This window comes from Nonomuraea cavernae (assembly GCF_040655715.1).
Taxonomy (GTDB): Bacteria; Actinomycetota; Actinomycetes; order Streptosporangiales; family Streptosporangiaceae; genus Nonomuraea; species Nonomuraea cavernae_A.
The window spans coordinates 157,856-179,814 of the sequence record NZ_JBFAKL010000010.1 but is presented as its reverse complement, the minus strand read 5'-3'; the positions used below and the strand labels follow the sequence as shown (position 1 = coordinate 179,814).

Below are 21,959 nucleotides of genomic sequence, written 5' to 3'. Positions count from 1 at the left end.
ATGAGCGGTGATTAGGGTCAGCATCGATGGATTGGAGCACGGCAATGCTGAAGACATCTCACATCTGCGATTGGCGCGCACCTTACGATGACAGCGACCCACTGGTCATCGTGATCAGCCACCTCAACAGCGCAGATTCAGATCTCCTGCTCCTCGACGAAGACCCCGAACTGTGGGAAGCCTTCTACGCGACCTTCCGTGACGACCGGGAGATCAACCCGGCTGGATGCTTGAGCGACTACATCTATGAGGTTGCCTGCTTGGAGTTGGACGCCACTCCCGTCATGAGGAGCAGCGCACACTGGCTGCGTGTCACCATCGGTTAGTAGTTGGCCTTAGCGCACTTATCAGAGGGACACTAGGCGAAAAACTACCAATGCCTCTGGCGCGTTCGGTGAGTGCGAGTTAATCTAGTCAGACAATCCGCAGCAGGGCCAACGTCGTCCCTACCTGCATCATCCATGCAGAGCAGATCTTGGAGCTTCTGTCGATGTTGCGCGCCCTGCGCGGGGCCGTCCCCACTCTGGGGATTCCAGTGGTCCTCGCCTACTACCAGCCCATGCTGTCTTTGGTCGTCATAACCGTGGAGATTTCGGCCTGCCTTTTGCTCCTTATTGCCGTGGTCTATGGCAAGGACCACAACAGCGCCAGAGCCCGCTGGCTCCTCTGCATAATCATTCGAGGTGCCAACCCCGGCAAGTACCTGCCACAGCCTCAAGCGCTAGAGGCGAACCCCCTCTCCAGAGAGAACTTATAGGAGCGTTTCAGAAGATGGCGATGGTGGCGTTTCGCGCGCATCGAGCTAGCATGCACAACTGCTCTGTCGCAGAGCAGCATCACATTAGCTGGCGATAGCCGCGCGGCGGAACAGGTCGGCAGGCATTTCCTCGTCCAGGCGCCATGTGATGGCCATCGGCCTCTCCCTCTGATGTTCCACATAGCGAACAGTGCCGTGGAAGACGAACGCCTCGGGATAGCCGCTATCGCTCTTCTTGCGCTCCCGCGCGAACAGGAGAATGTGGCTACCTTCGCGCTCGTGGTTCTGATAGCGCAGCCCTGTTGACGAGTGCTCGCTGGTACGATTTTGGGATTCCCAGTGGAAAAGAGTGGGGGTTAGCGCGAAGTCTCTATACATAGTTTGGGGAGAGAATTCCTTATCATTCTTCTTAAGCGTGACCAGGAGAGCGTCGCATCGCATGGTGGGGCTCCAGATGGCACCTTCTCGAGTGTTCGAGGGCGCCGATCCACCCACGGAAGCCCAGCCAATGGCCGCAAGAATCTCGTCGGACGAGTAACGCGCATTGATCGCGAGTGGCAACTGGCCAAGCGGTTCGGGCAAGGGTTTGGCTACGTGCCGTGGACGCTCAAGGCCGTAGGCCAGCACCTGACGGATCTCCTCGCACAGCTCAGGAAGCCCGCGCAGTTGTCCGAGAGCCTGGTCGTAGGAAGCGAAGTCTCCGCCGTCGCGCCAGAAGGAGAAGAACAGCATGCGGGCGAAGGACTGGACCACAGGAGTGAGATCGTCATAGCGGGGAGCATCTGGGGCGAGTAAGCGAGCGTAAGCCTCGGCTCGGCCGCGATCGTCGACATGCAGGAGTGCACGGATACGGCGTCCCAGCGCCTCTTCGAGCGGCGAACTCGGCTCGGCCAAGAGTTTGCTGCGGCGTAGGAGGCTCGTCCAATAGCGTCGATTGCGGTAGAGATCGTCGATGTCGCGCCCGCTGGATTCGAGATAGCCGACCAGGGACTTCTCCGCATACGAGCGGACCTCCTGGATGAGGGTCGTCACGGTGGCGCCGAGGTGAATCTTGAGCTCAGCGAGTAGACGATCCTTCGTGACCCGGTCCAGCACGATCTGACTGCCGGGAGGCAGCAGCGGAAAGTCGTCGTGCACCTGTTTCTCCAGCCGGCCACGGGCGTGCCCAGTCAGGGCTTGGAAGCGGTTGGCGAAGCGATACTCCTTGCGGTGCTGACCAACAAAGTCCAGAACCGTCAGGACGTCCTTCTCTGGAGTACGCCGCAGGCCACGGCCGAGTTGCTGCAGAAAGACGGTCGCACTCTCCGTAGGGCGCAGCAAGAGCAGGGTGTTTACATCTGGGACGTCCAACCCTTCGTTAAACAGGTCGACCGCGAACAGGAACGTGATCTCGCCGTCGCGCAAGGCTTTCAACGCCGCCTTCCGCGAAAGGTTGTCGGTCGTCCCATCCACGGCCAGGGATGGGATCCCGGATTTGGTGAAGAAATCGGCCATGAAACGGGCGTGTCGTACTGAGACGCAGAACCCCAGCCCACGTACCGCTGACAAATCGGCGGCCTTGTCACGCAGCGAGTTGAACACCAGGCGGGCGCGGGCGTCGTCGCCGGTGAAGACATTGTCCAATGCCGCCGCGTCGTAGAAGCCACGTGACCATTTCACCGTAGTGAGGTCAGTCTCATCGTTGATACCGAAGTAGTGGAATGGGCAGAGCAGGTCCGCATCGAGGGCGTCCCACAGGCGTAGTTCCGAGGCGATGCGCCGGTCGAAGAACTCGTCCTGGACCCAAGTGCCGTCCGCGCGCTCAGGCGTGGCAGTCAGACCGAGCAGTTCCGCAGGCTGAAGATGGTCGATGATCTTTCGGTACGTGCGTGCAGCAGCATGGTGGAATTCGTCGATGACGACCACGTCGAAGTAATCTGGATTGAATACGTCGATGCCGCGCGCGTTGAGCGACTGCACCGAGGCGAATACGTGCCGCCAGTGTCGTGACCTCTCGTCTCCGACATGCAGTTCGCCGAAGTCCGGTACGGCCAGCACCTGTCGGTAGGTGCGCAACGCCTGAGCAAGAATTTCCCGCCGATGCGCCACGAACAGCAGAGATGGCAGCCGTCCAAGGCGCCGTTGCAGATTGCGGTAGTCGAACGCGGCCACGACGGTCTTCCCCGTCCCAGTGGCGGCGACGAGGAGGTTGCGGTGGCGGTCGTGCACGGTCCGCTCGACGTCCAAATCCTCAAGCATCTCCCGCTGGTGCGGAAAAGGGTGAGGGACCAGGGCGGGAATGTCGAAGAGCTGCTGCCCTCTCTTCGAACGGGAGAGTGCCTCATCCAACCGGTCACCGTCGGCGTCGGGATCGTACGGCTCGAACTCCGGACGGTTCCAGTACGAGTCGAAGGTGCCCTCGAACTTGTCCAGCAGTCGGGCAGTAGTCACCGATGACAGACGTACATTCCACTCCAGTCCGTCCAGCAAGGCAGCTCGTGAGAGGTTGGAACTGCCGACGTAGGCGGTGTCAAAGCCGGTACGGCGTCGCAACAGCCACGCTTTCGCATGCAGGCGAGTGGTGTTCTGCTCGTAACTGATCCGCACCTGGGCACCGAAGTCACGTACCAGCCGGTCCAGGGCGCGCCGCTCGGTTGCGCCCATGTACGTGGTGGTGATGACCCTCAATGGCACGTTCCTACGGCAGAGATCGGCCAGCGGGCGTTCCAGGATGCGCAGTCCCGACCATTTGACGAACGCACACAGCAGGTCCACCCGATCGGCGCTGGCCAACTCGGTCGCCAACTCGTGGGCCAGGTTGGGGTCCTCACGAGCGTTGGTGAGCAGTGCTGCCTCCGACAGCGAGGTAAGCGGCCTGGGCGGAGAGACCGCACCGGGCACCTTCTCGACGACTGACATCAGCCTGGCAGGTCTGTCGGTAACCACCTCAGGGTCGGCCAGTTGGAGCAGCAGCCGGTTGGCTAGTTCTGCCTGCTCTTCAGGGCTCTTGAGCGCAGCAAACGCGCGAGCTGCGGCTTGGCCTACGAAGCGTCCGAGCAGGTGAGCGACCTCCTCGTTGTCGACCTCGGATATCTCGACGAGATGGCCTGTCTCACGCCAGAGACCCGCTCGCTGCTGGAGCTGCTGGGTGAGTAGCGAGTCATACAGGCCCGTGACTGGGGTGTCGTCCACAAGCAGAAGCCTCCGGTGACAGGTCGCTCTCCCTGATTGCCGATGAGTCTGGCGTTTCACTCGAACGCTCCGCAACATCGCCGCTAGTGCTGTGACCGGAAACGTTCACCGGGTTTGCGAAGTACCGCCGAAGCCTGGCGCCGAACATCGCTGTCGCCCATCAGAATGCCGTACGTGTCTCGCTTCGGGGATCTCTTAGAACCCTTCGATCGTCATAGAGCCCGGCGCGTGCCACGCGGCGCCACGGGCGGGCGAGACGCACGGATACGTCGATATCCGCGTCCGGCGCCTCTAGATCGAGATCTGCCACAGCCAGTGCTGGCCGGCCGTCCCTTGCGCAGCACGCAAGCCAGCGACCGCCAGGTGCGACGATCCCTGAGGGCACGGTCGCGCTGAACTGCGCCGGGACGGAATACCCGATCCAGTAGCCGTACAATCTCCCGTACGCCTGCGCGACAAGCGCTCGAGGCGCATCGTCGACCATCACCGACAGCAGCACGCAGTCCACGTTCAGGCGCTCGTACTCGGCGAACACTTCAGGGAACTCGGCCTCAATGCACAACGCGCATCCGAACCGGATGCCGTCGATCTCGAAGACGACCGGTGACGAGCCAGGCGAGTACATGAAAGAGACCTCGGTGTTCGACAAGTACCTCTTGTCGTACCGCGTTACCAAGCGGCCCCGATCGCTGACCACGTACAGGCTGTTGTGCGGCCGGTTCGGCGGCGTCAACGGGTGAATGGAGCCGAAGGCCACCCAGAGCCCCAGTTCCCCGGCCAGGTCGGCGATCGACGCGGCCTCCTCCCGCAGGACATCCCAGGGGACCCGGCTCCAGTCGGAGGCGGACAGCGTTCCAGGCGGCCCTGAAGACATCACATGCTTGCTCGGATACGTGATGGCGCCCTCGGGAAACTGGACCAGCCGCGCCCTGGCCGCAGCCGCCTCCCGCATCAGGCCGCGGACTTCCGCGCCGCTCGCCCGGAGAGCCTCGGCATCGGTCGGATCCTCAGGCACCGTGCTCTGCGCAACCGCCAACCGCAATGTCCGAGCCATCCGGGGATGGTACGGCACGTGCTGCGCGACTACCAGGCCCTGATGATCCGTTCCGCCACGCCCTGGCGACGTATCGGCTAGCTGTGCAGATATCCGACTCACTCCTCTCAACGCGGTGAACGTTTCCAGTCACAGCACTAGTTCAGACGCTTGCCGACCTTATCCACTGAAGGCTTCCAGACTGGCAAGCATCTGCCCCATTCGGCCGCTGGCGGCTGCCGAGACAGAGGCTGCGGCACATTGATCTACCTATGACCCAAAGTCCCCGAGATCGCTACATAGCGGATATTTAGGCAGGATTAATGACTTTGTCGGACAAGAAGGATCACTACACGCAAGATCCGACAGAGGCAACACGCAAGTGCGGCTATTGTCCTTTATGTGACTGACTTATCAATCAAACCTGGACAAATCGTCACCCGGGCGGAGATGACCGCCATCGTCGGCGGCGGGTCGCAAGGGGGGATCATCCCCTCTGCGACAACCAACAACATCCTCCTCTACAGCGATCACGATAGTGGGGCACAGTTCGGCTATTACGACGGATGGCTGGCTGAAGGGGATGCGGACGGCCCTCTCTTCGAGTACACAGGCGCAGGTCGTATCGGCGATCAAACCTTCACAGGTCCAAACAAGGCAGTTCTTCATCACGTCGACACACAAAAAGCACTGCATGTTTTCATTGCGGTAGGCGTGGTACCTGGAACGAAAACCAAGACGCACCGCTACCTCGGCCAATTCCAGCTCGATGATCAACAACCGTATGTGATACGACGGGCCCCTGACGAGAAGGGCGATCTCCGCTGGGCAATCGTGTTCAACCTGCGCCCAATCGGCACGGTGCAGCGCACAACTCAAGACCAAATTCCGCCCGCGCCTCGAACGACCGCCCTACGCGTCCCCGCTGAAGAAACCACAAGCAAACTCGTCGCCCCCGAGACGAATACCAAGTTCAGAAGCCGCAGGCCAGCGGTTCCGAAGACCGAGGCCCAGCGCCGCGAAGCACAACTCACTGACGACTACATGGCCTATCTAAAGACGCAACATCATGTGGTCGAGCGTTTCCAGATCAAGATAAAGGGGCTCACATCTACGTTCTTCACTGACATCTACGACAGCACCGCAAATATCCTATACGAAGCTAAAAGCTCCAGTTCCCGCGATGCAGTCCGAATGGCGATCGGCCAACTCTTCGACTATCGCCGCCATGTCTTACCGATTGAGCCGTTACTGGCCATCCTCCTGCCAGCGGAGCCGCACAACGACCTCCAAGATCTACTAGCTTCGCTAGATATAAAGCTCATCTACCCAAAAGGAGGTGAGTTTTTCTGCATTTAATATTCCAGCCGCGCTTAGTGACGGGACTGCACGGTTTCCGGCTCTATCTCAGATTCTGTGAGAGAGCCGTTTAGTGGACACGCCCCTGACCTGCGATCTCTCGACCCAGTTGATCCGGGGCGAGCTATGGGCCGCGCCACATGTTCAGGCAGGTGATGACGACATGGCCAGTGTGGCCCAGACGATTTTGCCGCCGGTCTTTGGCCATCGGTAGCCCCAGCTCACCGCCAGGCTGTCGATCACTTGCAGCCCACGGCCGCCGGCCTCCCACGACTCGGGGGCACGCAGCTTGGGTGGGTGGTGGTTGCAGTCCCAGACCTCCACGACCAGGTCGTTGCCCCATTGGTGCAGGCCGATCCACGGGTGACATTCGTACCCGGCGAACTTCCCGTGCACCATGGGTTCTTCGTCGTTCGGCGTGTGGGCGGCCTGGGTGGCCTTGATGGCGTTGGTCAGCAGCTCGCTCACGACGAGTTGGGCGTCGTCGGACAGCTCCGCGCGTCCCCAGTCAGCGAGAATCCGCGCGACGTACGTACGGGCGATCGAGACCGAGAGGGGATGGGTCGGGAGTTCCGTGTAGGTGCTGCGGGTCAGAGAGGTCTTCATCGCGTCGCCCAGTGCGCAATCTGGGAGACGACGCCGTCCGCACCCACCCAGGCCGACTGCTTGCGGCCGTGGCCCCAGGTGAAGAACCAGACTTCCTTGCGCTGGATGACCGTGACCTTCACCCTGGCGGATGCTTGATGGATCACCACTGCCGGCTCCGCCCGCACCGAGAGGTCGACCAGCGACCCCACACCCAGCTCGCGTAGATCCCAGGCGAGGCGCACCAGGTAGAGGTACGCCTGTTGTCCGTCAGACAGCGGCGCCGCAATCATGCGATCACCGCCAGACTCATCGTGGGCGATGAGCACCGCGCCAAGGTCACGTTCGTCACACCGACCTCCCTCATGGAGACGCATCCGCCCGCTTGCCGCGACAGGCAGCTCGTCTTGTACGACTGAGTGGAGTATCAGCATGCGCATTCGCTTCAGCGAATAGGGCGTTTACCTGGAGAAATATAAAAGACAAAGAACGACATAAGAACTACGTTGATTGTCGTTGGGGAGTAGCGATATCGTCGCGGAGAGTAGTCGACCGTATCGGACGACGACGCGACCCCCTAAGGAGTGGCATGAGCGACGAGATCAGCAACCTGATGTCCCCTCGGGCCCGTTTCGCCTCTGATCTGGAACGCCGCCGCAAGGATGCAGGTATGTCCCAGGTCGGGCTGAGCACCCGGATGCGGTGTCACACGTCTCTTATCAGCCACGTCGAAAGAGGACGGCGGACACCCACGCTCGACTTCGCCGAGGCCCTGGATCGGGTCTTCCAACTGGACGAGCATTTCGTCGGCCTATTCAGGGAAATAGCCCATTCGCCCACCATCGGGTGGTTTGCGCGTTGGGTGGAGGAGATCGAACCCCAGGCGGCCATCCTGCAGTCCTGGGATCCGCTGCTGATCCCAGGCTGCCTCCAGACACCTGAGTACGCGCGGACTCTCTTCTCCAAGACTTCCCCCGCAGAGCAGGTGGAGGAGCAGGTCCTCGCCCGGACACAGCGCCTGCGGATGTTCGACGGCCCAACCCCTCCCATCTACATGGCGCTGATCGACGAACATGTGCTACATCGTCCTCTCGGCGGCCAGGCCATCCTGATAGACCAGCTTCGCTACCTGCTCGAACTGTCACACCATCCACGCATTACGATCCAGGTCGTTCCTGTCGATGCCGGCTGCATAGTCGGGATGGTGACCGGGTTCGTGCTTGCGCGTCTGCGTAACGGTGCCGAGATTGCGTCGACCGACTCGCTCCTGTCCGGTCATGTCACCGGCGATTACGATTCAGTCGCGAGCCTCAAGGTTAGATATGAAACCATCAGAGCGGACGCACACTCCCAATCAGTTTCACAACGGACGATAGAGGATGCGGTGACCAAATGGGCGAACTAAATCTAGAGATGGCGGAATGGCGTAAAGCAACCGCCAGCGGCGACGTCGGTCAGTGCGTTGAAGTCGCGACCAACCTGCCCGGCATTGTGGCCGTACGCGACAGCAAGGACCCGAACGGGCCCGCGCTGGTCTTCACACCCCAGGAGTGGAAGGCGTTCCTTCACGGAGCCGGGCGCGGCGAGTTCGACCTCTGAACTACAGGCCCCCCGACGGAGGGGACGAGGCCAGTCAGAGGGCGCTCAGAACGGCGTGGCCGTTCGGGGTGGTCTTCAGACGCCACCCGGCGGCCACCTGTGGGTGTCGGCGGGGCAGGGTCACGGATGCTTCGTACAGGCGTACGTGCTCGGCCCCGCGCGTGTACGCGAAATCGGCCGGGCCCATATCCCAGTCGCGCCAGAGCTCCGCGTTGGGCACAGTCGTTGCCCATCCGACTGTGCCCACAAGGGCCGGAGGAGCTTGACCTCGGAGAGGGCGGACATGGGCTGGAGACTGACGGCGCCTGACGGCACGCGGATGTACGTGAACGCGTGGAACTGGCGCCCCACACTGGCCCTGCTGGAAGACGGCAAGGTCCTCGACCCCGACACCACGACCATGCTCGGCGTCAACGGTCACATGCCGATCACCGCCCAAGATGCCGCCCGGATCGCGGACTTCCTTGACACCTACCTGAACGGCCTGCCCTCCGACGACCGCGTCCGGCTGGACGGAACGGTCACCACCGACCCCGACACCCACCAGTTCCACCGCGCCGACCTGGACCTCAACTACTCGGCGAGCACCGAGTGGCTACGGACGTTCCGTGACTTCTGCCGCGCCGCAACCGAAGGCTTCACCTGCGGCTGAACCCCCTACGGCGCGCAGCCGGGACAGCCTGCCCCAGGCCGGCGGGCACGAACGTGCCAGATGATTTCTGGTCAGCTCGCCGCGCGGTCGCCGAGCGGGCGGCGGCGCAGTGCGGGGTCGGTCAGGGGTGCGGGGCTCCAGAGACCGACAGGGTGGTAGACGTTGGTGCCGGGCGGCACGAGCTCGTCGATCCGGTCGAGCACGGTGTCGTCGAGCACCAGCGAGGCGCCCTTCAGCAAGCCCTCCAACTGCTCCATCGTGCGCGGGCCGAGGATGACCGAGGTGACCGCCGGATGTGACGTGACGAAGGCGACGGCCAGCGCCGGCAGGGTGCAGCCGAGTTCGTCCGCCAGTTTCACCAGCTCCTCAACGATCTCCAACTTGGCCGCGTTGACCGGGATGGACGGGTCGAACCGTTCTGGCGCGAGCGCGGCGCGGCCCTGTGACATGTCGACCTGCTGCCCCTTGCGGTAACGGCCGGTCAGGAACCCCCAGCCCAGCGGACTGTAGGTGAGCACGCCCATGCCGAGCCGCTGCGCGGTGGGAAGGACGTCGCCCTCGATGCCGCGGGCCAGGATGTTGTACGGCGGCTGCTCGGTGCGGAACCGGTACAAGCCGCGCTGCCGGGCCACGTGGTAAGCCTCAACGGTCTCGTGCGCCGGGAAGGCCGAGCTGCCGAAGGCCCGGATCTTGCCCTGCCGTACCAGATCGGTCAGTGCGGAGAGGGTCTCCTCGATGTCGGTCCGGTGGTCGGGGCGGTGGATCTGGTAGAGGTCGATCCAGTCGGTGCGCAGCCGCTTGAGACTCGCCTCGACCTCGCGCATGATCCAACGCCGCGAGTTGCCGCTTCGGTTGGGCCCCTCCCCCATCTGGAAGTGCACCTTGGTCGACAGCACCACCTCGTCTCGCCGGCCTTGCAGCGCCTTGCCCACGATCTCCTCGGACTCGCCCGCCGAGTACATGTCGGCGGTGTCGACGAAGTTGATCCCGTGGTCGAGGGCGGTGTGGATGATGCGGATGCTGTCATCGTGGTCGGGGTTACCGGCCGAGCCGAACATCATGGTGCCGAGGCAGTGGGTGCTGACCTCGATACCGGTGCCGCCGAGGATGCGATATCTCATGCTTCGGAACCGTAGAAGCTAGAGCCGACTCTAGGTCAAACTGGGCCACATGTCGGGTTTGAGCATCGGCCAGGTCGCCGAACGGACCGGGCTCAGCGTGCACACACTCCGGTTCTACGAGCGGGAGGGGCTGCTGGCCCAGCCGGTACGGCGGGGAACCGCAGGGCACCGGGTCTACAACGAGGGTGACGTCGACTGGCTGGGCGTGTGCATCCGGCTACGGGCCTCCGGCATGCCTCTGACCGACATCCGGCGCTACACCGAACTCGTCAGGGCGGGCCAAGGCAACGAGGCGGAACGGCTGGAGGTGTTGCGCGGACATCAGGAACGAGTGCTCGCCCAGATGCATGAACTCAACGAGTGCCTCAAGTTGATCACCCACAAGGTGGCCATCTACGAGGGCCGTCTGGGTTTGCGGGACAACGTCCCAGACTGTGCGCCCTGAGCTTATTGAGGGTGAGCAGACCCGCCTGGGCCGACGGCGCTCAGCACGGCGTGCCCGTTGGACTCGCTCTCCAGTCTCCAGCCGGGCGGCCACCTGTGGGTGTCGGCGGGTCGGGCCACGGTCGCTTCGTGTAGCCGCACGTGCTCAGCCCCGTGCGAGTACGCGAAGTCGGCCGGCCCCTCGAACATGGCTCGGTCGAACGAGGTGGCGCTGGTGAAGGTCGCGCCCTTGAACATCGCCTGCTGGTGGAACGTGGCCTCGACGAACCCGGACAGACCGGTGAACGTGGCCGCGGCGAACCCGGCGTTGCCGTGGAAGATCGCTCCGGTGAACCTGGCGTTGCCTCCGAAGTTCACGATGCCGAACGAGGCGTGCCCGCCGAAGACCACCTCGCTGAAGCCCGCCTGCCCCTCGAAGGAAGCGAACCCGAAGTTGGCGCCGCGCTCGAAGGCGGCCCCGCCGAATCTGGCCGCGCCCCGGAAGGTCGCCGAGGTGAACTCCGCGGCGCCGAGGAAACTTGCCTCGCCGAATTCGGTGTCGCCGGTGAAGGACGCCGTGTCGAAGTGGGCCGCGCCGGTGAAGACCACTCCGCCGAACCTCGCGTCGCCGTTGAAGGTGGCCCCGGTGAACGCGGCCTCGGCGATGCGGCAGCTCACGAAGTTGGCGTCGCACAGGACAGCGCCGGTCAGGTCGAGTCGGATACCGGGCCAGAACCGTGGATCGGGATCGGCCGTTCTCCCCCATCGCGTCTTCGGCGGCTCCCGGTAGCGGAGGTGATCGGCCAGGATGCGTTGCGCGGTGAGGCGTACCTCCCGCTCCTCCCGCGCGTCGCGACCGGTCGGGCGCTCGACAGGCACGCGGGCGCGGGCGGTTCGTTGTGCTGCCCGGATCCTGGTGTACCGGTCCCCTGATAAGGCCTCGTGGTAGGGCATGCGCAGGTACGCGCAGATCACGTCCACGATCGTCTGCCGTAGTACAGGCGTGTTCTGGGCCAGTTGCTCCAGCGCGTAGAGCCCGGCCAGCCGGACCGGGGCCTGGACATGGCCCAGTTGTTCGGCGGCCTTGCCGTACCTGTCGGTGTCGTGGCCTCGTTGGCCGAGCTGGAACGTGCGCCGCGCGGTGTCGGCGTTGCGCGCGGTGTAGAACACAGCCACGAGCGCGGCCAGGCCGGTGCCGACGGCCAGCGCTCGGCCTCTGATCGCGTCCAGCGCCGCCGCGAGCTGGTCCCCCCGCAGCCCGTGCACCCCATCGACGTGCGTCAGCCACCAGGGCGCACCCGGCCCGAGTATCCAGCCGATCGACACGCTCAACAGCAGTCCGCTCACAGCGACGATGATCGTGGCGGGTTTCATTCCACCAAGGTGACGGAAACCGTCGCCTCTGGCCACGCTGTTCGTACGGGGATTTTGATGATCGATTCGACTTCACCGCTCGTCCAGGTGACTCTGATGAAGGGAATCGAATCGCTACGGCGTGTTCCACGAACAAGGTGACGGCTGCGACCAGGCGTGGAAGAGTGCAGGGCATGTCTACAGACGATCAGTCAGCTGGAGTGGTCGGCGTCGGCTACGAAGGACGCGACCTCGATGAGTTCATCCGGCAGCTACGCGGCGAGGGCGTGACGAGGCTGGTCGACGTGCGGCTCAATCCGATCTCCCGCAAGCGTGGGTTCAGCAAGACGGCCCTATCCACCGCCTTGGCCGACGCCGAGATTGCCTATGAGCACATGCGCGAACTGGGCAATCCGAAATGGAACCGCCCCGGGTTCGGCGGTAGCCCCGCAGAGCTAGGAGCCGCTCGAGGCTTCTACGCTCAAACCCTGCATGACGACGACGCTCGTACCTGTTTGGAGCGGATCGCCTTCGCTGCCCGAAATCAGCGAGTGGCGGTGATGTGCTTCGAGGCTGATGAGTCCCGCTGCCATCGGGACTTGGTCTTGGACGCGATTCACGAACAGCTCAGCTTCGCGATCTCAGCGTAGGACGTTCAGGGTAGACAACGCCCAGGACGATGAAGCTCCGTGGGTGCGCTTGCTGGTTGCCGACATAGAAGATCGTGTCACGGTTCGGCGAACACATCATGTCCCAGAATTTCTCCCGAATGAGCTGCTTCAGACCTTCGTCGTCGCGATCGGTGAATCGACGCTGCAGGGCTACGAGCTCCCAGTCGTAGATTCCTTGACGATGCGTAGTGCAGGTGGCCGAGTGACATCGGTACTGGTACCACGCTTTGAAACGGGGAGCCTGCAGGGCAGTACGAGGTCCTGTATCCAAAAGATCAAGCTGTTGCACATATCGGTCGATCTTCGCTTGTTCCTCAGGCGTCCAACCGGGGTGGGGCCTAATGTCCAACTTGAGGATCTCCCTTGGCCGGATCGCCGCCAGCGAGCGTGCACTTGGTCGGTCCCGAACGGCGTTGATGAGATCGCACATCGATTCCTCGACGTAGTCGTCAACGTAGGACATGCGCCTATCCCAGCCCTTGACCTGCGTCTCTACTACGAAACTGTCCGCGCGAGGGCGCCAACTCTCCGCCCGTGGATCGCTCGTATTCGGCTTGGCATCCACCAAGACAATGTCGTACTTCTTGAACTTGCTATCCCCGTCCAGCTCGCGAAAGTTGATCGGATACAGCCGTATCCAACCCGGCTTGTTAAGATCGAGACTTAGAGCAGCGACGCATACTGTTTCACCGTAAGTTTCGGAAGGGTTCGGCGCGGCCTTCACAGTGATCAACACCCGAAGCCGCCGATAGTCAGGCCTGGCCGGCTTAGGCTGGCTCGTTCCAAGCTCTGGGCCAAAGAGAGAGTGTTGTCCCACTATGGATCCTTCGTTCTGAATGACCGTGCGGCTCCTGAGCCGTCCCCGAAGCGTAACTGCAAAGCGTGTGTTTAAGAGAGGTAATCAGGTTCCACTTTCGAACATGCAGCATGCGTGCGATGAGTGACGGACATTCTGGACTCGTCACATCGTTCAACGCTGATCAGCCCGGCCGGACATGACGAGATCGTTGGGTGGAGGAGTGCGCCAACGAGCGACCACCAGATGTCCTCGTTCGGTGATATAGGTATTACAGAAGCGCCGCAAACCATCATTCGGTCCGTCACACCAAGGATCACAGCATCGTCGGCGCCTGATGGCCCACCCCCGACGGACCAAGCGCTTGGCGACGTTCGGTCGACGTCAAGTACAAGCTCTACGCCGACCGGACGGTCACGCCTGCCGATCTTTACCAGAGCTTCGCCTACGGCCAGGCGTTGGGCGGCAGCGAGCCTCCGACCCCGTACATCGTGTTCGCCGGCGATCGCGACATCGAGCCGGACCATGTCGTCTTGCGCCGCCTTGATGGCGTTCCCGTGGCCAAGCTCACCTGTGTCGGCGTCAACGTGCCGAGATTGCTGGAAGCTCTCGGAACACCGAGACTCCGTCCTCTGCTCAACAAGCTCCTTGATGAAGTGGGCGGCCTGACTCGGTCGTCAGCCAGCACTCCAGGGATACCTCCCAAGCAGTGACAACATAAGTTCGCATCTCCGTGAGGATCAGGGTCCACGTTCGATCCGCCTCGCGGCGGGTCCAGGGGCCGGCGTACGTCTCTCTTGGCGGTGCGGTCTGGTGCGTGCGGCGGATCACGTACGTGCCGCCGGACGCGAGGAGTTCGTAGACGATCGTGCGGCACGAGCAGGTGTAGTCCAGGACGCGGGCGCGGTGTGGGCGTTCGGCGGTCCAGTCGAGGCGGGTCGTGAGCCGGCCGGTGCGGCCGGGTGGGTGTGGGGCGAGTTGGGGGCATGTCGCCTTGATGGCGTTGGTCACCAGCTCGCTCGTCACGAGCCGGGCGTTCTCGATCAGGTCCTCGCGGCTCCAGGCGGCAAGCACGCGCACGACGTGTCCGCGGGCGATCGTGACCGAGACCGGGTGACCCAGCAGGACCATGCAGGTGCGGGGCGGTTCCGGGATCTTCGACGGCTCGGGGCGGTCGGGTGGAATGAGGGTGAGGCCATGGCCTGGCGTACATGGTGCTGCTGGCCGGTCACGCGACCAGATGTCCCCTCGGGCGCGCTTCGCCCTGGATCTGGCGCAACAACGCAAGGAAGCGGGAATGTCCCAGGCCGCGCTGAGCACCAGGATGCGCTGCCACACGTCTCTCATCAGTCATCTGGAACGCGGACGACGACCGCCCACGCTCGACTTCGCCGAAGCCCTGGATCACGCCTTTCACCTTGACGGGCATTTCGTCGGTTTGTTTAGGCAAATAGCGCATTCGCCGGTCAAGGACGGCGAGTTCGACCTGGCTTGAGCCCGGACAACTCTTGCCCTGGTCGCACCACCCGGTCCCGTCCGGCCGTGCTTTCCCGGCGTAGCCGTACCGCCAGGAGCGAAGCCCAGCCCCAGCCCACCAAGGCAACGAGGCGAAGCAGGAGGCTCAGGGGCTCCGAGTTCTCACCGCGCTCCGACAGCACGCCGGACAGCACGTAGATCGTCGGCAGGGCCAGCCCGGTAACCGCACACGAGACCGCCCATCGCCGTTCGCCCAGCGCGGCAAACCGCCGGGTGAACACGAAGCAGACCGCGATCAGCGAGACCAGCACCACGAAGAAGCCGACGCCGTGCAACACGTGGCTCACGCCGGCGTCGGTGGGCACGCCGGTCGGCGCTCCCTGCGGGTAGCCCCACCCAGGGGCGGTGCGGAAGACCCCCGCGATGACCAGACCACTTCCGAAGGCGCCCATCAGCAGTGGTCCCCACGTTCCACCGCGGCCGGGATGCAGCACGCGCCGCATCCCCACGGCGAACGCGACGTACAGCAGTCCGGTGACCACGAAGTTGGCGATCTGAATCCAGCCGAGGTCACCCAAGCTCAACAGGCTGAGCGGCTGCCGCCGGGGGTCGAAGCCGGGACGCGTGTAGTCCTGAATAAGAACCAGAACGATGAACAGCGGGCCGGCGACAGCGCCGCATGCCAGCAAGGACCTGGTCAGCCGCATCGCTTATCTCCTTAGCAGCGCTAAGGCCATCATGATGCCTTAGCGCTGCTAAGCTGTCAATCGATGAGTGAGACCAAGCGCCCGGCACTCAGCAGGCACACCCTGATCGAAACAGCGCTTCGCCTGGTCGACCAAGTCGGCCTCGACGGGCTGACCGTACGCAGGCTCGCCACCGAGCTGGGCGTGAAGTCCCCGGCGCTCTACTGGCACATCCGCACCAAGCAGGAACTGCTCGACGGCATGGCCGACGCGATCATCCTGGCCGCTGGGATGGGCCCGCCCCGCGAAGGCGAGAGCTGGCAGGACTGGCTCACCCGCCGAGCTCACGCCTACCGGGCCTCGCTGCTCGCGCACCGCGACGGTGCCCGCCTGGTCGCCAACGCGGCCGGCCTGAGCCCGGCGACGATCAGACTGTTCGACGAGGAGCTCACCGCGCTGGTCGGCTGCGGATTCACCCCAGCACTCGCGCTGCGTACGATCTCGAGCTGCACCAGCTACATCAACGGCTTCGTCCTCCGGGAGCAGGCCGAGCGGCAAGAGAGCGCGGACGACCCGTCACAGCGGCTCGCGGCGGTGGCCGCCCTGCTGGAGCGCGGAATGGACGCCACCTTCCTCCTGGCTATCCGCGAAGGCGGCAGCACGCTCGGGGACGAAGCCTTCGACCACGGCCTTCGCACCCTGATCGACGGCACGGCCACCGCGCTCCAGCGCTCCACCCCCCACTGACACCTGGCCTGCCAAGGAACCCCTCGCCCGTGACATACAGGTCGCAGCCGAGCTTCAGAGCTTCTCGCGGGGTGCCGGTGACCCAGGGTGCGGCCTCGTAGCGGTCGTTGCCGGGGTGTGGATGGCCAGCCCCAGTAGATGGCCGAGCCGCCGTAGCGCAACCACGTCAGGGGCAGAGTGCGGCCGGGCGGCGTCATCGTGACCCCGTGGTCACCCGGCTGGGCGTTCGGCGTCCTTGGCTCGTTCCCGGCGGGATGACGTGGTCTCAGCGCGGGTGATAGTTGAGCGTCCCGAGGGGCCAATCCGTAGACAGCCAGGCTGTCACGGCTTCGTACAAGGGCACGTCCAGTTCGGCTCGGTCGGCCCGGACCCAGGAGGACACCTCAGCGTCGTGGTCGTCGCTGCGGGAGGGATAGATGTAGACGCATCCGATCACCTCGCCACCGGCCGGATCGAGGACGGTGTAGGTGAATCCGCGGCGCTGAACGAAGTCGTCCGCGTGGCGCCGCAGGTCGGCGAGGTTCGCCTCCAGGGTCATGCCGCCCACGGGGGGCCAGTCTCCGTCCGGGAAGCCCGGGGTCGCGCGGATGTGCTCGATGCTGCTGGTCCAGGCAGCGTGGTCGGCGGAGTTGTGCTGGGGTCCCAGGGGTTCCAGACGGAACTGCGGGGTGGCCAGGCATGGAGGGACGGCGAAGTCGTCGGGGACGAGAGCACGATCGTTCATGAGTCCGAGGCTATGAGGCTGAGCTCGTGGGTCGCATCTGCGGTCCGCGACGTCACCTACCGCGAAGACGCCGGCAAAGTCGCGCCGGCACCGCACCCCGAATCATGGCCGGCCTCCGCAACCTGGCCATCGGCCTGGCCCGCCTCATCGGCTGGACCAACCTCACCGCAGCCAACCCACCGAAGGGCTCCAACCAACGGAGCGTGACAATCTCTCGCGCTGGGCGCGGGTTCTGTCGAGTGATCGTGTCCGTCGCCCCGTGCTTGCGGTAGTAGCCTCCTGCCATGGGATGGCATGCTGCCGGACTTCTGGTGCACAACGCGCCGTTGGAGTCCGTCGTCTCGGCTCTGCCCGGAGACCTGCGCGACAGTGGTGAGCGGATCAGCGGCTACGAAGCACTGAGCATGAGACTTGACCACGAGTACAGCATCGGCGTGGTCGGCGAGTGGACGGTGGTATCCGATCCCGGCATGCAGCTCGTCTACGACCGGAAGTTGGGCGAACTGCTGTCGGTGCAGCGACGGGCGCTCGCGTTTCTTGTCCACTCGGTGTCCTCGGTCTATGGGTTCGCCCTTTACCGGGACGGCCATCTGTCGCGGCGGGCCTTGTACCTGGAGGGTGAAGTCCAGGATGAAATGGGCGATCGGCTTCCCGAAGAGGAGAACCTGCCCCACTCCGCGACCGAGGATCACGTCCTGGACCTGATCCCACGCCTGACCGGCATCCGGTGGCCGGAGGTGCTCCAGGCGCCCTTCCGGGTTCTCCAGCCACTGTGAGCGGGTCGCCTTCTTCCTGGTCGGCCCTGGACGGCCGCTAGTAGATCATGAACGCCGCTGACGCAGGCCCAGCAAGCAGAGCCGTGAGGGTAACTGCGGCGAGCAGGACAAAGAACAGTTTGCGCATGACGCCTCCTGGTCAGGTCACGGAATTTGCTCAGTGTGAAGCAGGAACACCATAGTGACAAGACCTAACAAATGGGGTGCGTGTTATCGCTCTCCAGGGTTCGTGCGTTATCGCGGCGTACTGCCCCGCGCCTTCCTGCCCTCGGTGATTCGCCGGGTTGAGGCCGCCGGCCTCGCTGGCCCGGTTGCCCGTGTCCGGCGCAGGCCGGACAGAACGGGCGGCACTGGACGCGTTATGCCTTGATGGGCTTCCAGTGCCAGGTGTTGTTGGGGTACCGGACGCACTTGTAGCGCTTGGTGTGGGCGGCGGCCCGCATGGAGTATCCGTACGCGTTGCGCTGGTTTTTGGCGCAGAGGCGGCGGGCCGTTGGCGCCGTTCCATGAAGCATGCATGTCGTGCATGTAACGGCATGTAAAACATTCACTTGCTCGATGTAAGGTCAGCCACTTCACTGAGGGCATGACCACCCCGCCTACCTCCGACGTCGACCTCTTCGCAGACGAGGTCGTCCTCGACCCGTACCCCGTCTACGCCGAACTGCGGGAGCGCGGCACCGTCGTCCACCTCCGGAAGAACGATGTCTACGCGCTGACGCGGTACACCGCCATCCGTGATGCGCTCCTGGACTGGGAGTCGTTCTCCTCGACCTCGATCGCGTTCAATCCGATGGCCAACGAGGCGCTCACCGGCACCTCGCTCGCGTCCGATCCGCCGGTGCACACCCAGCTGCGCGCCACGCTCACCGAGAACCTCTCACCGCGTGCGCTGCGCGGGCTCAAAGGCCGGATCGAGGCGAAGGCGGACGTTCTCGTCGCCGAACTCGTCGAGAAGGGCTCCTTCGAGGCCATCGACGCCCTCGCGCGGGCCTTCCCGCTGGAGGTCGTGGCGGACCTGATCGGCTTCACGGGCCACGTGCGCGACAACATGCTGCGCTGGGGACAGGCCGCCATGCAGGTCCTCGGTCCGATGAACCAGCGCACGGCCGAGAGCTTCCCGATCGCCGGCGAGCTCTACGCCTGGTGCTCCCAGGTCAACGCCTCCGACCTGGCCGAAGGGTCCGTTGGCCGCGGCATCTTCGACGCCGAGGCACGGGGCGACATTCCGCCGGACACGGCCGGCCACATCATCCACCAGTACCTCGGTGCCGGCGTCGACACCACCGTGGCGGCGATCGGCAACATCGTCGCCCTCTTCGCCGCGCACCCCGATCAGCTCGATCTGGTCCGCGAGAACCCGTCACTGGTGCCGGCGGCGTTCAACGAGGTGCTGCGCTTCTGGCCTCCCGTCAACGCCTGGGGCCGGCGCGCCACCAGGGACGTCGACATCGACGGGACCGTCATCCCGGCGGGCGCGCAGATCGCGGTCCTGCTCGGCGCCGGCAACCGCGACCCCCGGCACTACGAGAACCCGGACGCCTTCCTCGTCGAGCGCAATCCGGTCGACCATCTGTCGTTCGGCTACGGCCCCCACGGCTGCGCGGGCCAGGGTCTCGCGCGCCTGGAGGCTCACGCTGTGATCGAAGCGCTTTCCCGGCGCGCCAAGCGCCTCGTCGCCGGACCCGAGGTCCGTGTTCCCAGCAACATCACCCGGAGCATCGAGGAGCTCCCCGTCCTGGAGGTGATCCCCGCGTGAAGATCGTTCTTGACCGCCCCCGCTGTGAGGGTCACGGCCTGTGCGAGGAGGCCGCGCCGCGGCTCATGCACCTCGACGACGACGGCGAGCTCGTGCTGGACCGAGAGGAGATCGACGAGGCCGACGCCGCCCTGGCGAACGCCGCCGTCCGCGTGTGTCCGGTCGCGGCGCTGAGGATCGCATGAGTGGCGGCACGATCAACCGCGTCGTTGTCGTCGGCAACGGGATCGCCGGGCTGACCGCGGCCGACACGCTCCGCGAGGCCGGCTTCGACGGCGAGCTGACCGTCGTCGGCGACGAGCCGCGCCCGGCGTACAGCCGCCCGGCCCTGTCGAAGGCGCTCCTGCTCGACGGCGACGACCTGTCGTCGCACGAGCTTCCGCCGACCGGCCACGGGGCGATCGAACTGCTGGGCGTACGCGCGACCGCGCTCGACCTCGATCGCCGGCTCGTCAGCCTCGACGACGGCACGGCTCTGCCGTACGACCGCGTCGTCCTGGCCACCGGTTCTCGGGCGCGACGGTTGTCCGGCCTTTCCGAGGAGCTCACCCTGCGCGGGCTCGATGACGCGCTGTCCCTGCGTGGCCGGCTGGCGGCCAGACCGTCGGTCATCGTGGTGGGCGGAGGCCCGCTCGGCATGGAGATCGCCTCCGGGTGCCTGGCCGCCGGCTGTCAGGTCACCCTCGTCTCCCAGGGCGTGCCGCTGATCCTCCAGCTCGGCCCCTACCTCGCCGACGTCTTCGTCAAGGCCGCGCTGGACCAAGGACTCACCATCGTCGAGACCGGGTCGGCCCGGCTCGAACGGCGTGAGGGGAGCGCGCGGGTCGTCCTTGACGAGGGCGCGGTCCGCGAGGCAGAGATGATCATCACCGCCGTCGGCGACGTACCCAACACGGAATGGCTCGCGGACACCGGACTCGCGGCGAAGGGCGTCATCCCGGTCGACTCGCGTGGGCTGGTCCGGCCCGACGTCGCGGCCGTCGGCGACCTGGCGGCCTTCCCCACTCCGTACGGCTTGCGCCGCATCCCCCTCTGGAGCAGTGCGATCGAGCAGGCGAAGGTCGCCGCCCGGGCACTTGTCCACGGCGAGGACGCGCCGCCGCTCCGGTTCCAGCCGTACTTCTGGACCGAGCAGTTCGGGCTGAGCCTCAAGGCGGTGGGCTATCTACCGCTGGAAGGGGAACCGACGTACGTCGAGGGAGAGTCCGGTGGCGGGCCGGCGTTGATGCGCTGGTCACACGATGGCGGGGCCGGTGTCGCCGCGGCGCTCAACTACCGGGTCGCGATTCCCCGGCTGCGTCGTATGTGTCAGGTGGCCGCGTAAAGTCCTTCTCGATGGGACACGACGGACAGGACGTCACAGGTTCGGGGTTGGACCGGCTAGCATCGGTCAACCTCAACCTGTTGGTGCCCCTCCTCGCGCTCCTGGAAGAGCGGTCGGTGACCAGGGCGGCGCAACGAGTCGGGCTGTCACAGCCGGCGATGAGCCACGCCCTCACGAGAATGCGGCGGCTGCTGGGTGACGACCTCGTCGTCCGGCAGGGGGCAGGCGTCACCCTGACCCCGCGGGCACAGGAGCTGATCGCGCCGCTGCGCAGTGCCCTGCAGCAGACGGCACGCATCGTGAACTTCCCCTCCTTCGACCCCGCCGCGGATCAGCGCGTCATCACGATCGCCATGACCAACAACACGGCGTTCGTCCTCGGCCCTCGACTGGCGCGGCTCCTCGCCGAGCAGGCTCCTCGCGCCACGTTGCGGATCCGTACGATCACGGTGCCGACCGAGGCCACTTTCACCGACAAGGGCGTCGACGTCGTGCTGCTCTCCGAGGGGCACTTCTCGCCGTATCCGCGCGAGCGCCTCTACGACGACCGCATTGTGGTGGTGGCCTCACCGGACACGCCACCGGACGCGAACGGGCTCGACCTGCTGACCACCCAGCCGCACATCGTCGTCGACACCGAACGGCGGGTCTTCCCGTATTCGGTGCTGGAGGAGAAGGGGATCTCCTACCGGGTCGGCCAGTTGGTCTCCGACTTTCTGCTGGTGCCTTTCCTGGTCGCCCGCGCGGGTGGCGTCGCGCTCTTTCGCTACCAGGTCGCCGCCACCATGCTGACACTCGCCGACCTGCGGATCGAGGAGTTCCCGTTCCCGCTTCCCGGGCTCGGGATCGACATGGTCTGGAACCCTCGGCTGGCTGACCAGTACTTCATCGAATGGCTTCGGGCGCTGCTGTTCGACGTCGCGACGGGTCTCTGATGTCAGCCTGAT

General features: G+C 64.7%; 24 protein-coding genes. 14 read left to right on the top strand and 10 right to left on the bottom strand.

What is annotated here, in order from left to right; translation table 11 throughout:
• Window positions 1–26: 26 nt before the first annotated feature.
• Window positions 27–326 carry a hypothetical protein gene (locus tag AB0I38_RS17220; protein ID WP_358468174.1) on the top strand — a complete coding sequence of 100 codons (300 nt, stop codon included), beginning with the start codon at window positions 27–29 and terminating at the stop codon, window positions 324–326.
• A 515-nt stretch (window positions 327–841) separates the two neighbouring features.
• Here the strand turns inward: AB0I38_RS17220 and AB0I38_RS17215 are convergent.
• Window positions 842–3,928 (bottom strand): DUF3427 domain-containing protein, encoded by a 3,087-nt coding sequence (locus AB0I38_RS17215; RefSeq protein WP_358468171.1) that lies wholly within the window; start codon window positions 3,926–3,928, stop codon window positions 842–844.
• Window positions 3,929–4,088: 160 nt separating this feature from the next.
• Window positions 4,089–4,982, bottom strand: coding sequence for a carbon-nitrogen hydrolase family protein (locus AB0I38_RS17210; protein WP_358468169.1), 894 nt, complete (start codon window positions 4,980–4,982; stop codon window positions 4,089–4,091).
• 381 nt (window positions 4,983–5,363) lie between these two features.
• Between AB0I38_RS17210 and AB0I38_RS17205 the strand changes: the two genes are divergently transcribed.
• Window positions 5,364–6,320 (top strand): hypothetical protein, encoded by a 957-nt coding sequence (locus AB0I38_RS17205; protein ID WP_358468166.1) that lies wholly within the window; start codon window positions 5,364–5,366, stop codon window positions 6,318–6,320.
• Between the two features lie 144 nt (window positions 6,321–6,464).
• Here the strand turns inward: AB0I38_RS17205 and AB0I38_RS17200 are convergent, their stop codons facing one another.
• A complete protein-coding gene (locus tag AB0I38_RS17200) occupies window positions 6,465–6,926 on the bottom strand; it encodes an ATP-binding protein (protein WP_358468163.1) in 462 nt (153 codons plus the stop codon).
• Window positions 6,923–7,234 (bottom strand): hypothetical protein, encoded by a 312-nt coding sequence (locus AB0I38_RS17195; protein WP_358468160.1) that lies wholly within the window; start codon window positions 7,232–7,234, stop codon window positions 6,923–6,925. The genes AB0I38_RS17200 and AB0I38_RS17195 overlap by 4 nt, the downstream gene beginning before the upstream one ends.
• 260 nt (window positions 7,235–7,494) lie before the next feature.
• Between AB0I38_RS17195 and AB0I38_RS17190 the strand changes: the two genes are divergently transcribed.
• The 3 genes from AB0I38_RS17190 to AB0I38_RS17180 all read left to right on the top strand — a co-directional run bounded on the left by AB0I38_RS17190 (window position 7,495) and on the right by AB0I38_RS17180 (window position 9,156).
• Entirely contained in the window at window positions 7,495–8,310 is an 816-nt protein-coding gene (locus tag AB0I38_RS17190; protein ID WP_358468157.1) for a helix-turn-helix domain-containing protein, read from the top strand.
• An 8-nt stretch (window positions 8,311–8,318) separates the two neighbouring features.
• Window positions 8,319–8,504 (top strand): DUF397 domain-containing protein, encoded by a 186-nt coding sequence (locus AB0I38_RS17185; RefSeq protein ID WP_358468154.1) that lies wholly within the window; start codon window positions 8,319–8,321, stop codon window positions 8,502–8,504.
• A 283-nt stretch (window positions 8,505–8,787) separates the two neighbouring features.
• Window positions 8,788–9,156, top strand: a complete 369-nt coding sequence (locus AB0I38_RS17180) for a hypothetical protein (RefSeq protein ID WP_358468151.1) — start codon at window positions 8,788–8,790, stop codon at window positions 9,154–9,156.
• A 71-nt stretch (window positions 9,157–9,227) separates the two neighbouring features.
• Here the strand turns inward: AB0I38_RS17180 and AB0I38_RS17175 are convergent, their stop codons facing one another.
• Entirely contained in the window at window positions 9,228–10,277 is a 1,050-nt protein-coding gene (locus AB0I38_RS17175; protein ID WP_358468148.1) for an aldo/keto reductase, read from the bottom strand.
• A gap of 49 nt (window positions 10,278–10,326) precedes the next feature.
• Between AB0I38_RS17175 and AB0I38_RS17170 the strand changes: the two genes are divergently transcribed.
• Window positions 10,327–10,722: a MerR family transcriptional regulator gene (locus AB0I38_RS17170; RefSeq protein WP_358468140.1), complete on the top strand. Its 396-nt coding sequence runs from the start codon at window positions 10,327–10,329 to the stop codon at window positions 10,720–10,722.
• Between the two features lie 2 nt (window positions 10,723–10,724).
• Here AB0I38_RS17170 and AB0I38_RS17165 read toward each other — a convergent pair whose 3' ends face one another.
• Window positions 10,725–12,047, bottom strand: coding sequence for a pentapeptide repeat-containing protein (locus tag AB0I38_RS17165; RefSeq protein ID WP_358468136.1), 1,323 nt, complete (start codon window positions 12,045–12,047; stop codon window positions 10,725–10,727).
• A 200-nt stretch (window positions 12,048–12,247) separates the two neighbouring features.
• Here AB0I38_RS17165 and AB0I38_RS17160 point away from each other — a divergent pair, with 200 nt between their 5' ends.
• Complete coding sequence (locus tag AB0I38_RS17160) at window positions 12,248–12,703, top strand: DUF488 domain-containing protein (RefSeq protein WP_358468133.1); 456 nt, start codon at window positions 12,248–12,250, stop codon at window positions 12,701–12,703.
• Here AB0I38_RS17160 and AB0I38_RS17155 read toward each other — a convergent pair.
• Both AB0I38_RS17155 and AB0I38_RS17150 read right to left on the bottom strand, forming a co-directional pair.
• Window positions 12,681–13,457, bottom strand: a complete 777-nt coding sequence (locus tag AB0I38_RS17155; RefSeq protein ID WP_358468130.1) for a hypothetical protein — start codon at window positions 13,455–13,457, stop codon at window positions 12,681–12,683. The genes AB0I38_RS17160 and AB0I38_RS17155 overlap by 23 nt on opposite strands.
• A gap of 699 nt (window positions 13,458–14,156) precedes the next feature.
• Window positions 14,157–14,600 (bottom strand): hypothetical protein, encoded by a 444-nt coding sequence (locus tag AB0I38_RS17150; protein WP_358468127.1) that lies wholly within the window; start codon window positions 14,598–14,600, stop codon window positions 14,157–14,159.
• A gap of 49 nt (window positions 14,601–14,649) precedes the next feature.
• Between AB0I38_RS17150 and AB0I38_RS17145 the strand changes: the two genes are divergently transcribed.
• The gene (locus AB0I38_RS17145) at window positions 14,650–15,015 is read left to right on the top strand and encodes a helix-turn-helix domain-containing protein (RefSeq protein WP_358468125.1); all 366 of its coding nucleotides are present in this window, start codon (window positions 14,650–14,652) and stop codon (window positions 15,013–15,015) included.
• Here the strand turns inward: AB0I38_RS17145 and AB0I38_RS17140 are convergent.
• Window positions 14,987–15,703, bottom strand: a complete 717-nt coding sequence (locus AB0I38_RS17140; protein ID WP_358468122.1) for a DUF998 domain-containing protein — start codon at window positions 15,701–15,703, stop codon at window positions 14,987–14,989. The two genes, AB0I38_RS17145 and AB0I38_RS17140, sit on opposite strands and share 29 nt — an antisense overlap.
• A 63-nt stretch (window positions 15,704–15,766) precedes the next feature.
• Between AB0I38_RS17140 and AB0I38_RS17135 the strand changes: the two genes are divergently transcribed.
• Window positions 15,767–16,429: a TetR/AcrR family transcriptional regulator C-terminal domain-containing protein gene (locus AB0I38_RS17135; RefSeq protein WP_358468119.1), complete on the top strand. Its 663-nt coding sequence runs from the start codon at window positions 15,767–15,769 to the stop codon at window positions 16,427–16,429.
• A gap of 265 nt (window positions 16,430–16,694) precedes the next feature.
• Here the strand turns inward: AB0I38_RS17135 and AB0I38_RS17130 are convergent, their stop codons facing one another.
• The gene (locus AB0I38_RS17130; RefSeq protein ID WP_358468117.1) at window positions 16,695–17,153 is read right to left on the bottom strand and encodes a GNAT family N-acetyltransferase; all 459 of its coding nucleotides are present in this window, start codon (window positions 17,151–17,153) and stop codon (window positions 16,695–16,697) included.
• A 326-nt stretch (window positions 17,154–17,479) separates the two neighbouring features.
• On the opposite strand from AB0I38_RS17130, the gene AB0I38_RS17125 reads away from it, so the two are divergent.
• From AB0I38_RS17125 to AB0I38_RS17105, 5 genes are all read left to right on the top strand, one after another.
• Window positions 17,480–17,929: a hypothetical protein gene (locus AB0I38_RS17125; RefSeq protein WP_358468115.1), complete on the top strand. Its 450-nt coding sequence runs from the start codon at window positions 17,480–17,482 to the stop codon at window positions 17,927–17,929.
• 586 nt (window positions 17,930–18,515) lie between these two features.
• The gene (locus AB0I38_RS17120) at window positions 18,516–19,688 is read left to right on the top strand and encodes a cytochrome P450 (RefSeq protein ID WP_358468113.1); all 1,173 of its coding nucleotides are present in this window, start codon (window positions 18,516–18,518) and stop codon (window positions 19,686–19,688) included.
• Entirely contained in the window at window positions 19,685–19,873 is a 189-nt protein-coding gene (locus AB0I38_RS17115) for a ferredoxin (RefSeq protein WP_358468110.1), read from the top strand. Before AB0I38_RS17120 ends, AB0I38_RS17115 begins: the two co-directional genes overlap by 4 nt.
• Window positions 19,870–21,012: an NAD(P)/FAD-dependent oxidoreductase gene (locus tag AB0I38_RS17110; protein WP_358468108.1), complete on the top strand. Its 1,143-nt coding sequence runs from the start codon at window positions 19,870–19,872 to the stop codon at window positions 21,010–21,012. Before AB0I38_RS17115 ends, AB0I38_RS17110 begins: the two co-directional genes overlap by 4 nt.
• A 47-nt stretch (window positions 21,013–21,059) precedes the next feature.
• Window positions 21,060–21,947, top strand: coding sequence for a LysR family transcriptional regulator (locus AB0I38_RS17105; protein WP_358468105.1), 888 nt, complete (start codon window positions 21,060–21,062; stop codon window positions 21,945–21,947).
• Window positions 21,948–21,959: the final 12 nt, after the last annotated feature.